Below are 11,332 nucleotides of genomic sequence, written 5' to 3' on the forward strand. Positions count from 1 at the left end.
CTCCAGAGAGGTGTGGTCGAAGAGGGAAGGTCAGGTGAGCCGGGACAGGACGGTTCTGCCGTGCGCGCTCAGGGTGAGGTCGTTCTCCTTGTGGCCCTTGACCAGGGCGGTGGCCGCCTCAATGGCGCCGAAGGACTCCAGGAGGCGCCGTTCGGTGTCGTTCAGCGGACGCCCGTAGCCGTCGAAGAAAGCTGTACGAAGGCGGGGTGCGGCCTGCCAGCGTCGGAATTCGAGCCGCGCGAAGTCGCGGACGCGAGCGTCACGTCGCATGTGCTCGAAGTCGCAGATACCAAAGGCATCGCCTACCAGCCAGTTGCGCGGCTGGTAGTCGAGATGGCAGACCGCGCTGTCCATGAGGCTGTTGCCCAGGATGGCCGCGTGGTGTTTCAGCAGGTTCCGCTCGGCCGTGTCGATCAGGCTGGCGTGAACGGCCTGATCGATCCAGCTCTGGAAACGCTCGGCGAGCGCTGCGCCGGCGGCGCCGCCCCGGGGCATGGAGGTGGCCCGGTGGAGCGCGCCGAGGACGTGGCCAGCTTCGTGATGGGCCAGCTCCTCCTCGGGTGAGCCCGGTCCCACGGTGTCCGCCCGATCGCCCGCGAGCGCGGTCAGCAGAAGAGTGCGGGTGGCGTCGTCACGGCCGACCAGCTTCGGCGCGTGGCCGCTCAGGTGGGTTCCCCATGTCCGGTAGGCATGAAGCTCACGCGCGTACCGGTCCGGCCCGGCGTGCTGCTTGGCAACGAAGTGACGCCCATCGCCGGTCACCACACGCACGACCCGGGGAGGGAGCAAGGGGTCCGGTGCGATCTCGACTGCGCCGAGGAAGTGGTACGCCAGCCGGATCCGGGGATCGTCCGATGTCGCGATCACGGGGTCGGCTCCGGCGTGAGGAGGCTGAGGTGCTCGGTGTCGTTGTGCCGATCGAGCATCCAGCGGGTCTGGCCCAGGCGGTTGCGGTGGTGCTGCCAGCGGGTGATGGAGGCGTGGTTATGCGTGAAGCCCGCCGGTGAGCCGAGCGGGATGTCGAGGAGCAGGGTGTGCGCGGTGATCACCGTCTCTCCGTGGGCGGCGAATACGACGCGCTTGCCCTCGTTCTCCTCTATCAGCTGACTCAGGTTCTTGCTGGCGCGCTTCAGGTACCCGTTCCAGGTGTCGGAGCCAGCGGCCCAGGGAGTGTCGGGGTGCGCATGCGGGCCGCCGTTGGCGGCCGTCTTCACCGCATCCCAAGGTTTGCCGTCGGCATCGCCGTGGACGGGGCCGTCGAGACGGTCGTCGAAGAGCAGCGGGATCTGGAGCGTCTGGGCGATGATCTCGCCGGTCTGGACGAGACGAATCCGCGGGCCCGCGTAGACCACGTCGAAGGGCTTCTTCAGGTGTTCGGTAGCCAGGCGGCGCGCGGCCTGTTCGGCCTGGGCGTACCCGAGGTTGGTCAGTCCGGTGCAGGTGTTCGGGCCCCCGACGAGGCCGTCGGCGTTGCACTGGGCCTGGCCGTGCCGGACGAAGACGAGTTCGGTGGTGATCATCAGGTTCCTCGGAGGTGGGAGCGGAGCGGCCAGCTGTAGCGGTAGCCGTTGCGCCCGATGTACGGGGCGGTCAGGACGGCATGCAGGGCCAGGAAGTCGTCGAGCCGTTCGCGGTCCGTGGCGCCGAGCCGGGCACCGTAGCTTCCGGCCGCCGCGTTGTACGCGAGCAGGGCGGCGTTGACGGCTTGGGCCTTGAGGGGTCCGTACGTCAGGTGGAGCGTCGCGATGAGCTTGGCGAGGTCGTATCCCATGGGGGCGAGGGACAGGTCGTCGGTGTCGACGGTGACGATGTCCCCGGTGCTGGTGATGATGAAGTTGCGGGGATTGCTGTCCTTGTAGAAGGCGAACGGCCCCTGGGCGGTCTCTTCCAGCAGGCCGAGCATCGCGTACAAGGCCACCTTGCTCGGCAGGTAGCCCTGCTCGTGGCGACGCCGGAGCGCGATCTGCCGGGGGCCGAGGTAGTCGTCGAACGTCGTGCCGTCCTGGAAGCGGTGCGGGCTGCCCAGCGATGCGGACTGCAGGTCGCTGGCCCAGGCGGCACCGTGGGCGTGGCCCAGCAGTTCCGCCATGCGCGGGAGGTCCTCGGGGCGTACGGAGTGGCCCTCGATCCGTTCGAACGTCAGGCTGTCCGGTCCGATGGCGTAGAGCGCCGGCTGCCGCAGCGGCTTGGCATGCTCGTTGATCCACCGGTAGTGGCGCACAGCCCCCGCCGCGCGCTCCGGTGTCGCGTAGTGCTTGGTGAACTGCGGGACGGTCATGGCTGCCGCCCTTCGTTCGGCTGGGCGACGACGAAGGTGATGAGGGACCTGGTGGTCAGCGGCTGGTCCGGAAGGAACTCGTGCAACGTCGCGGCCAGGGCCCCGGGGTTGCCGTACAGGCCGGGCGCGAGGTTGTACTTCGGGTTGGTGGCCAGGTACTGCGCGGTGTGGTCGTGGCCGCCGAAGGTGAAGGAGTGCTCCTCGTCCAGGACGGCGATCACGTCGAGCGAGGAGGCGGCCAGGTCGGCGAGGTTGCCGCTGTGCGCGGCGGTGTAGAGGCTCTCGTGCTTGTCGGCCTGCGCGTCGAGGCCGGCGGAGGCAACCAGCTGGTCCATCTCCCGGTAGCTGTCGAGGCCCTTGGTGACGAGTACGGCCAGGCCGCCGGGGGCGAGGACCCTGGCGATCTGCGCGATGACGTCCTTGGGCTGCGGCGAGTGGTAGAGGCAGAACGCGGCGACGGCGACGTCGCACGATCCGGCGGGCAGCGGGAGGTCGCGGAAGTCGCCTTCGACGAAGTCCACCGTGGTGTCGGGCAGGTCCTTGGCGCGCTCGCGGGCCTGGGCGAGCAGGGAAGGCGCGGAGTCCAAGCCAACAACGCGCTGCGGCCGGAGCTGCTCGGCGATGACGAGGCTGCTCGTGCCGCGACCGCAGCCGATATCGAGCACCACGCCGAGCCGGTCCGGCTGCGCGTGGTGGGTCTGCACCAGGCTGACGATCGTCTCGGGCACGGGGTGGCCGGAGGTCTTCGCGCGCATCAGGGCGCTGGTCCGCCCGGCCAGCCGGGCGGCGTGCCCGTAGAGCTCTTCCTGCCGGGCGGGGTCCAGGAACGGGTTGGGCTCGTTCATGCCACACCCCCTGACCGGGGGCACGGGCCGTTCAGGACTGCTCGGCGGCCACCTTCTGCAGCCAGCGGCGCGTCTGGCGCCGGTTGGCCAGCAGCACCACATCCACGCCGGAGCCGAACTCCTCGATCTTCGCCATCACGCGGGGCCGCATCTTGCGCCGGTACGTGGCGACGTACTTGATCACGCCCCAGTGGATGCGGTTGTGCACCCCGTTGCCCTTGTGCCCGGCCCCGTGCCGGATCTGCCGGGAGAAGATCCCGTACAGCGCCGCCACGGTCGACACGTCCATCAGGACCACCGTGTCGCAGGCTTCGAGCCGCACCTGCAGCGTCGAGTTGTAGTTGCCGTCGATCACCCACCGCGGCTGCGAGACCAGTTCGCGCTGCAGCTCGGTGAACTTGTCCATGGGCAACGCGTTCCACTCGTCGTCGTAGAACGCGGCGTCCAGGTGCGTCACCGGGGCGTCGAGGGTCGCGCCCAGTTCGCGGGCCACGTGGGATTTGCCGCTGCCTCCGCAGCCGACGATGGCGACCTTCTTCATGGTGCTCCAGCGTAGAGAGGTTCGGGGGTACGGCGAAGCCATCCTCCAGGACACGTCCGGATGATCCAGGCACCATGGCCTGGGGGGCGGTCGGCATCAGGCAGCTCCCCGCTCGGTCGCGGTCGCCTGGACGAGCCGGTGCAGGACGGATTCCAGGGTGTCGACCTGCTTGCTCAGGCCGAACAGGCGCAGACGGTCCACGCACGCGGCGATCAGGTCGGCGTGCTGCTGTGTGCCGGCGATCTCGCGGAGGTAGGAGAGGTGTTCGAGCACGTCGCTGCCGGAGCGCACGACCAGCTCGGCGGGGACGAACCGGTCGGCGAAGCGGATGTCCGCCGGGGCCAGCGGCAGGCACCCGGCGAGCACAGCCTCGAAGATGCGCTGGGTCATCTGCCCGACGGCGGCGTACCGCTCGGGCAGCATGAGCACCGTCGCCAGCGACCGGCCGTAGACGCCGGCGGCGGCCTCGAACGGGATCCGGCCCACGAAGCGGACGTCCGGCCAGCGGTCGGTCTTCGTCCACTTCCCGGCGACCAGGTGCTCGACGCGGGCGGTGGCCGGGGCGAAGAAGCGGTCGAAGGACTCGTCGCGGTCGTACTGGTTGCCCACATAGCCGAGCGCCAGGTCCCGAGGCCGGGCCGCGAGAGCGAGGGGGTCGGCCTGCGCCAGGAGGTCCTCGGCGACGGGGAAGAGCAGGGAGTGCGCGCCGTGGGTCGGAGCGAGGGCGGCCTCACAGACCCGGGTGTGCGCCGTGCGGCGCCACACGCTCTCGGCCCGCAAGGTGCGGTCCTTGTCCCAGATCACGGTGGGCATCCGGTGCCGCACGGTGTAGTGGTTGATGAGCTGGGCCTGGCGGTGCAGGTCGCAGGTGTGCCCCTCGCTCCCGCACACGGTGGTGTTGCGGCCGGTGATCGCCCAGCGCCACTCCAGGAACAGGACGTCCATATCCGGGAAGCCGTCGTCGAAGGCGTACGCGCCGCCGAGGTCCTCGCCCGCTTCGAGACGGTCGCGGTCAGCCTGCAGGAAGACGATGTCGTGACCGCGGGCGAGGAGGGCGTCGATGAAGGGGCGGCGGTGACTGCGGCCCCCGTCCGGGGTGTCGGTGACGCCGTTGCCGAGGAAGCCCCAGAAGCTGTATCCGATCTTCATTTGGTGATCCACCGCCCTTCGAGGAGCAGGGCGTCGAGCCCGGAGCTGGCCAGGCAGTCCAGGGCCATCTCCGGTGTCCCGCAGATCGGCTTGCCCTTGACGTTGAGGGAGGTGTTGATCAGCACGGGCACCCCGGTGCGGCGGCCGAAGGCGGTCAGGACTGCGTGCATGAACGGGTTCTGCGACCTGGTGACGGTCTGCAGGCGGGAGGTGCCGTTGGCGTGCACGATGGCTGGCACCTGCTCGCGCGTCGTGTCCGTCACGCCGGAGGCCATGGACATGTACGGCGCCTGCTGGCCGAGGGTGAAGAACTCGTCGGCGCGTTCGGCCAGGACCATCGGCGCAAAGGGCCGGAATGGTTCGCGGAACTTTACGGTGGCGTTCAGCCGCTCGACGACGCCGGGCTCCAGCGGGGAGGCGAGGATCGAGCGGTTGCCCAGGGCGCGCGGCCCGGCTTCGACGGCCCCCTGGAACAGGCCGACGATCGTGCCGTGGGCCAGCTGGTCGGCGAGGAACTCCGCGATTTCGATGCCCAGGGTCTTCTGGTGGAGGCCGGGCCAGGGCGTGAGGTCGAGGGCCTGATCCTCGTAGGACGGGCCGAGGTAGCAGGTGCGGGCGGCGCCGACGAGCGGGCGCGGGCTGCGGACGTCGACGTGCACGGCGAGGGCGGCGCCGATCGCGGTACCGGCGTCACCGGGCGCGGGCGGCACGAACACCTCGTCGAAGACGCCGGCCTCGATGATCTTCCCGATGCTCACGCAGTTCGTGGCGACACCGCCCCCCACGCACAGGCGCGGGGAGCCGGTGAGCACGTGGGCGCGGCGGGCCAGGTGCACCATGACCTGGTCGGTCCGCTCCTGGAGGGCTGCCGCAAGGTCCTGGTGGACCTCGGCCAGGGGTTCGCTCGGGTGCCGCTCGGGGCAGGTCTCGGCGATGAAACGGCGGGACGTCCGCTCGTATCCCGACGTGAGGGTGCGCGTGGGGAAGTAGGCGGGGTTGATGTGAAAGCCCGTTGATGTTGTGCGGACGGCCTCAGCGAACAGGTGGCGGAAGCGGGCGGGGTCGCCGAGGGCGGCCAGCGCCATCACGGTGCCTTCCTCGTCGCCCCGGCGCCAGCCCAGGTGCTCGGTGACGGCGCCGTACACGTACCCGAGCGAAGCCGGGTCGTTGATCGCTTCCAGGGGCTGCGTGACCGGGCGGATCGCGGTGTGCCCGTGGGCGATGGTGGTGGTCTGCCGCTCGCCGAGGCTGTCGACCACGAGCACGGCGGCCTCGTCCCAGCCCGAGGCGGCGAAGGCGGTGAGCTGGTGGGCGCGGTGGTGCAGGACCGGCACGACGCGGGCGGCGGGGAACTGCCGGCCGATCACGCGCAGGCGGAGCTGGGTACGCAGGGCCACCTTGGCGAAACCGCGTGCTCGGGCCAGGGCCCGGTCGCGGGTCGCCGGGGAGAGCGCCAGGCGCAGGGCTGCGGGCGACTCGGCGAGGTAGTGGGCAGGCTGGAAGTTGTAGGCGACGGCATCCACGTCGGCGGCGGTGAGCTTGGCCTGTCCCAGCAGCCACTCGATGGCGCGGGCCGGATAGAGCTTGGTGTGCTTCTCAGCGGAGAGGCGTTCCTCCTCGACGAAGCCGATCAGTTCGCCGTCCACCAGGAGCGCGGCCGACGAGTCGTGGGTGAACGAGCACAGGCCGAGGACGACCGAAGGCATGCGCTTCACGGCGGCCGTCACCTCGCCCCGGCGGTCGCGGAGGGCTTCGAGGAGCGGCGTTCCAGCTCGCCGTACCAGGTGGTGAGGGCCTGGCCGAGGGGACCGTCGATCCCGTCGGCCGCCCGCCACGCCTGCTGGCGCAGTCCGTCCTTCCACAGCCGGTAGCTGCGCAGCGTCTCGGCCATCGTGTCCCAGCCGGGGTGGCCGGTCACGTCGCGGGCCTCGACCTGGTCGAGCAGCCCGTCGACGCCCTTCCACGGCGTGCGCAGGTCGGGCATGACCGGGCTCGCGGTGAGAGAGGTGAGCTGCTCGGCCTGCTCGACGTGCTGGTCGTAGACATGGAGCGAGCCGACGTGCAGGTGGAACTCGCCCAGCTCCGCGTCGAGCCATCCGGCGACCAGCTCGTGCAGCACGGTGTAGAAGAACACGTCGTACGGCATGCCGATCCACACGTCCTGGCCCCGCATCATCGTCGCCATGTGCAGGCGCCCGGCGCGCAGATGGAAGCGGAAGCCGAGGGTGCAGGGCACGTCCTTGTGCCCGGCGGCGTCCTGAACCGGGTCGTAGAGCTGAATCAGGGCACGGCGGGAGTCGGGGTCCTCCTTGAGGACCTCCACGACGCGGGCCAGTTGGTCGACCTTGCCGGCCCAGTTCCGCATCCGGGGCCCGTATGCGCCGAGCAGCCTCCCGTCGTCGGCGTACTGCCGCAGCCGCGTGTTGTAGTCGAAGATCCACGGAGCGTCCGAGCCGGACAGGTGCCAGACGGTCTCGGCCACGGCGAAGGCCGGGTTCAGGATCCTGACCGGCGGTGCGTACAGCAGGCGGGCCCGCGGCTGAGTGAGCAGCATGTGGACGTCGCGGACTTCCCGCGTGAGCATGCCGCGTGGGCTGACCTTGTCGCCGGACTTGGCCAGGGTGACGGCGCCGGAGAACAGCTCGGCGATGGTGTCGGCGGTCAGGTGGGTCATGAGGCTGGAACTCCTTCGCCCGGCTCAGGCACGGACCTCGTGCTGCGGGCTTCGTCGTGAAGGGGGTCAAAGGGCAGGTCGGGGTGCGTGGCACGGTGGTCGATGAGGCGGGCGACCTGGGCGGCGCTGTCGCCGCGCCACCGGCACACCCAATCGGCGGCACCAGCTGGCGGGCGGAAGCGGGGCAGCTCCGCCAGAGCGGTGGCGACTTCATCCGCATCGCCGCACCGCTGCGCGATGCCGTGACCAGCCAAGCCGAGGGTCCGCTCGCCTGGGGCGGCGAGTTCCAGAACGGGCACGCCCAGCAGTGCGGCTTCGATGCCGCACGTCGAGTAGGCGCTCGCGACCACGTCCGCGCCGGCCAGGCACCCGCGCGCTCCCACCCGGGTATCGGCGACGGCAACCGGAAGACCGGCCGCCCGCTCCACAAGCGGCGCGAACACGCTGTCGCGCTGCGCCGGGTGGGGAGCGATGACCAGTCCCCAGTCCGAGCCGGCTGACCGCAGTCCGTCGAGGAGGAGGTCGGCCTGGCGGGCGAGATGCTCGGGCCGGAAGGGCTGGCAGGCCCATACGGCGATCTTCGACGGGGTGCGCCGTGTGCCGACCGACAGCAGTTTTTCCAGGTACCGCCGCTGCGCCCCACGGCCCAGGGCGGTCAGGGCATCGAATCGGGGCTGCCCCAGGACGTGCACTTCACTCTTCGGGTGCTTGGCCCAGTCACGGGCGAGGGCAAGGTCGCGCTCGCCCATCACGACCACGTCCCGGCTATGGAGGGCGGGCCACGCGACGGACTCTGCTGTCCAGGCGCCATGTTGGACGTGCACGGTGTTGGCGTCGTGCCGGTCGGCGGTATGAACCGCCAGCGCTCCCAGGGGACTTGTGTCGTTGCTGATGACGACGGAGTGCGGTTGAACGGCACTTAGGACGCCGTCCAGCCAGCGCTCCACCTGGACCAGAGCGGCCCAGGACGGCTGCGTGCAGCCGCCGCCCATCGCCAGGAGCGCGGACATCAGCCGGACGAGGCGCGACAGACGGATCGTGTGCGGACCGAGCGCGACGGTCTGGCCGTCGTCCTCGGGGCACAGTCCGTCGGCCTCACCCCAGAGCTGGAAGAGCCCAACTGGTGCAGGACACACCCTCACGCCGTCGCCGCTCTCTGTTAAGCAGCGTTGACCGGGGTCAGTGGCGAGGTCGATGAGTACGCTGTTGTGCCCTCGGCGAGCCAGCTCTCGAAGTACCGGCACCAAGGTCTCGGCGTGGCGGGACGACCAGGAGAGGGCTACGGCTCCGCCCCGGGGCAGGCCCGCAGGGCGCGGAGGCGACTCGGTGGCAGCCACGCTGGAGGGTAAGAGCGTGCTCAACTCCGCAGTGCGCGGCGGATTGTGTGCCGCTGTGCCGCCGAGCAGATAGGCGATGCCCGACCAGGTGACCGTGTAGGTCCGATACTCCTGAGAGCTGCTCGGCCGCACACCGACGAGGCCCTCGTACGGCATCGGAGTGATGGGCCCGGGTGCGGTGGCGAACGGCTCCCAGGCGCTCAGTGCCAGCAGTTTCCGCAGGACCTGTGTGACCAGTCGGCGGACAGGTACGTGCTGGACGTGGAGCCAGTCAGCTCCGCCGGGAGTGTGGGCTCGGCCGGCGCCGTACTCGTGCAGGGCATCCATTACGCGTCCGGTCAGCGAGCGGAGGACCGGCTGGTTCAGCGGCAGCGCCTCCAGGTCTCGCGTGCTGATGCGAAGGGAGTCGGCGAGGCCAAAGCGGCCGGCGCCGACGAGGTCCCAGGCGGGTCGGCGGCCGTCGTTACGGACAAGGCCCAGGTCTCCGAATGCCGACGGGGTCACACCAGGCTCCCTTCGACAAAGGGAGCGCATGCCGGGGCCTGGCGAAGGAGGCCGAGCAGGTCTGATGGGGACTGAGCAACCTTCACGGCCGTCGAGCCGGGCTCGCCGTACCCCCAGGCGGCATGTACGTAGGCGATCCCGGCACGAGCTGCCGCCTCTCGGTCCACCGGCATGTCCCCGACGTACACGGCCGACGCAGGGTCGACTCCGAGGTCCACCATCGCGAGGAGGAGAGGGTCCGGTGCCGGCTTCGACCGGCCGGAACCTGCGGGCGTCCGCACGGTGCCGAAAGGGCAACCCAGTCGCGCAAGGAGAGGCGCGGCCCGGTCGACGTGCTTGGAGGTCACGACTCCAAGCCGCCAGCCAGCAGCCACGAAGGCGTGCAGGATGTCCGTGATCCCCATGAACTCCTGGGCCATATGCGCTGCGGCTGTCGAGGCGGATCCGTAGGTCCGGTGGACGCCGTCGGCATCGACGACGCCGAGCCGCTGCATGATGTCGCTGAACTCTCGCCCCAGGTGGGCCTCGTACGCGGCGAACGGGATATCGAGGTGATGGTCCTCCTGGACCTTCTTCCACGCTTCTCGCATCACAGGCCGCGTGTCCAGGAGGACGCCGTCCAGGTCAAGCAGTAGCGCTCGTCCGGTACCGGCAGGTTGGGCTTCTGATGGCTCGGGCGCCTCGGTGGTCTTCGAAGGCGAGGCAGACCGTGCACACGAGGAAGGGGAAGGCACTCCGGCCGCGTTCATCGACTTGTTCCCGAGTGGGTCGGAGCTGCGGGCCGCAGCCGCACAGGGACGGCATTGTGGCCGTTGCTGATTAGGCTCGGCAGCAGCTCCAGTTTGCCGCGCTCGGTGGCGAGTTGAGCGTCGGGGAAGCGCTCGAAAAACTCTCGGAGCACGGTGGCGACTTCGAGGCGTGCGAGCGGGGCCCCGAGGCAGAAGTGGACGCCGTGCCCGAACGCGAGGTGTTCCTTGCTCGACCGGGTGGCATCGAAGCGGTCGGCGTCCTCGCCGTGCCACTCCGGGTGGCGGTTGGCGGCGGCGTAAGAGGCGAGGATCGCCTCTCCCGCCCGGATCGTCTGCCCATCGGGGAGCGGGATGTCGGCGCAGGCATAGCGCAGGGGGAGGTGTTTGACCGCGGGCTCGTGGCGGAGCGTCTCCTCGACGATGTCCTGCCAGGTGCTTCGGCCGGCGCGGACGTGGGCCAGATGCTGCGGGTCGGACAGCAGAGTCGTGATGGCCTGGTCGATGACGTTGACGGTGGTCTCGTACCCCGCGCTGATCATCAGGAGGAGCGTGTCGCGCAACTCGGCGTCGTTGAGGGCCGAACCGTCGCCCTCTTCGTCGCGTGCGGAGATCAGCAGCGAGGTCATGTCCTCGCCGGGCTCGGCGCGCTTGATCTCGATCAGTGTGTCTAGGAGGTCGTAGAGGGTTGTGGTGTTCGCGGCCTGCTCCTCCACGGAGAGGTGGGTGGCGAACACGTTGTCCACCACGGTGCGGAACTCCGTACGCTGGTCCGCGGGGACGCCCATGAGATTGCCGATGACGGCGATCGGGAGCGGGTAGGCCAGGTGCTCGCGCAGATCGACAGTGTCGTCAGCCGGACGCGCGTCGAGGCCGTCGAGGAGGCCGTGCACAAGGGCTTCGATATCCGTCTGGAGGGTGGCGGTGCGTCGGGCGGAGAGCGCGGGGGCGACCATGCGGCGCAGACGGCTGTGGTCCTTGCCGTACGCGGTGAACATGTTGGTGACGGCCACCCACAGGGCCAGCGGCCAGGTCGGCACGGTCTCGGCGAAGACCGGCCAGTGGGCGCGGCCGTCCTTGGAGACGTCCTTGTTGGTCAACAGTTGCTTGAGGAGGGCCGGGTCGGAGACGGACCAGGCGCGCACGCCGAGGATGTCGACCAACGTGGCCGAACCGCGCTCGCGCAGGATCCGGTGTTCGGTGTCCGGGTCGGATCCGGTGGGATCAAGGACGAGTATCTGCTGCTCAGGCATGGCAG

The 11,332-nt window shown here is 70.0% G+C and carries 11 protein-coding genes; all 11 read right to left on the minus strand.

Annotation, left to right across the window (positions count from 1 at the left end; all coding sequences use genetic code 11):
• Positions 1-30: 30 nt before the first annotated feature.
• The 11 genes from IEZ17_RS10070 to IEZ17_RS10120 all read right to left on the minus strand — a co-directional run bounded on the left by IEZ17_RS10070 (position 31) and on the right by IEZ17_RS10120 (position 11,327).
• The gene (locus tag IEZ17_RS10070; protein ID WP_189298663.1) at positions 31-867 is read right to left on the minus strand and encodes an aminoglycoside phosphotransferase/kinase family protein; all 837 of its coding nucleotides are present in this window, start codon (positions 865-867) and stop codon (positions 31-33) included.
• Complete coding sequence (locus IEZ17_RS10075; RefSeq protein ID WP_189298665.1) at positions 864-1,520, minus strand: histidine phosphatase family protein; 657 nt, start codon at positions 1,518-1,520, stop codon at positions 864-866. The genes IEZ17_RS10070 and IEZ17_RS10075 overlap by 4 nt, the downstream gene beginning before the upstream one ends.
• A complete protein-coding gene (locus tag IEZ17_RS10080; RefSeq protein WP_189298667.1) occupies positions 1,520-2,278 on the minus strand; it encodes a phosphotransferase in 759 nt (252 codons plus the stop codon). Before IEZ17_RS10080 ends, IEZ17_RS10075 begins: the two co-directional genes overlap by 1 nt.
• Positions 2,275-3,123, minus strand: coding sequence for a class I SAM-dependent methyltransferase (locus tag IEZ17_RS10085; RefSeq protein ID WP_189298668.1), 849 nt, complete (start codon positions 3,121-3,123; stop codon positions 2,275-2,277). The genes IEZ17_RS10080 and IEZ17_RS10085 overlap by 4 nt, the downstream gene beginning before the upstream one ends.
• Positions 3,124-3,154: 31 nt before the next feature.
• Entirely contained in the window at positions 3,155-3,664 is a 510-nt protein-coding gene (locus IEZ17_RS10090) for a P-loop NTPase family protein (RefSeq protein WP_189298671.1), read from the minus strand.
• Positions 3,665-3,760: 96 nt separating this feature from the next.
• Positions 3,761-4,813, minus strand: coding sequence for a glycosyltransferase family protein (locus IEZ17_RS10095; RefSeq protein WP_189298673.1), 1,053 nt, complete (start codon positions 4,811-4,813; stop codon positions 3,761-3,763).
• The gene (locus IEZ17_RS10100; protein ID WP_189298863.1) at positions 4,810-6,519 is read right to left on the minus strand and encodes a carbamoyltransferase family protein; all 1,710 of its coding nucleotides are present in this window, start codon (positions 6,517-6,519) and stop codon (positions 4,810-4,812) included. Before IEZ17_RS10100 ends, IEZ17_RS10095 begins: the two co-directional genes overlap by 4 nt.
• Before the next feature lie 17 nt (positions 6,520-6,536).
• The gene (locus tag IEZ17_RS10105) at positions 6,537-7,487 is read right to left on the minus strand and encodes a thymidylate synthase (protein WP_189298675.1); all 951 of its coding nucleotides are present in this window, start codon (positions 7,485-7,487) and stop codon (positions 6,537-6,539) included.
• Entirely contained in the window at positions 7,484-9,328 is a 1,845-nt protein-coding gene (locus tag IEZ17_RS10110; RefSeq protein WP_229852120.1) for a CDP-glycerol glycerophosphotransferase family protein, read from the minus strand. Before IEZ17_RS10110 ends, IEZ17_RS10105 begins: the two co-directional genes overlap by 4 nt.
• Positions 9,325-10,077, minus strand: a complete 753-nt coding sequence (locus IEZ17_RS10115) for an HAD family hydrolase (protein ID WP_189298679.1) — start codon at positions 10,075-10,077, stop codon at positions 9,325-9,327. Before IEZ17_RS10115 ends, IEZ17_RS10110 begins: the two co-directional genes overlap by 4 nt.
• Positions 10,074-11,327 carry a cytochrome P450 family protein gene (locus IEZ17_RS10120; RefSeq protein ID WP_189298681.1) on the minus strand — a complete coding sequence of 418 codons (1,254 nt, stop codon included), beginning with the start codon at positions 11,325-11,327 and terminating at the stop codon, positions 10,074-10,076. Before IEZ17_RS10120 ends, IEZ17_RS10115 begins: the two co-directional genes overlap by 4 nt.
• Positions 11,328-11,332 lie beyond the last annotated feature (5 nt).

Source organism: Streptomyces albospinus (assembly GCF_014648695.1).
Classification (GTDB): domain Bacteria; phylum Actinomycetota; class Actinomycetes; order Streptomycetales; family Streptomycetaceae; genus Streptomyces; species Streptomyces albospinus.

Excerpts from the sequence above, each read along its gene's own strand:
- IEZ17_RS10115 (WP_189298679.1), bottom strand. The coding sequence starts at position 10,077 with ATGAACGCGGCCGGAGTGCCTTCCCCTTCCTCGTGTGCACGGTCTGCC.
- IEZ17_RS10095 (WP_189298673.1), bottom strand. The coding sequence starts at position 4,813 with ATGAAGATCGGATACAGCTTCTGGGGCTTCCTCGGCAACGGCGTCACC.
- IEZ17_RS10080 (WP_189298667.1), bottom strand. The coding sequence starts at position 2,278 with ATGACCGTCCCGCAGTTCACCAAGCACTACGCGACACCGGAGCGCGCG.
- IEZ17_RS10090 (WP_189298671.1), bottom strand. The coding sequence starts at position 3,664 with ATGAAGAAGGTCGCCATCGTCGGCTGCGGAGGCAGCGGCAAATCCCAC.
- IEZ17_RS10120 (WP_189298681.1), bottom strand. The coding sequence starts at position 11,327 with ATGCCTGAGCAGCAGATACTCGTCCTTGATCCCACCGGATCCGACCCG.
- IEZ17_RS10085 (WP_189298668.1), bottom strand. The coding sequence starts at position 3,123 with ATGAACGAGCCCAACCCGTTCCTGGACCCCGCCCGGCAGGAAGAGCTC.
- IEZ17_RS10075 (WP_189298665.1), bottom strand. The coding sequence starts at position 1,520 with ATGATCACCACCGAACTCGTCTTCGTCCGGCACGGCCAGGCCCAGTGC.
- IEZ17_RS10105 (WP_189298675.1), bottom strand. The coding sequence starts at position 7,487 with ATGACCCACCTGACCGCCGACACCATCGCCGAGCTGTTCTCCGGCGCC.
- IEZ17_RS10100 (WP_189298863.1), bottom strand. The coding sequence starts at position 6,519 with ATGCCTTCGGTCGTCCTCGGCCTGTGCTCGTTCACCCACGACTCGTCG.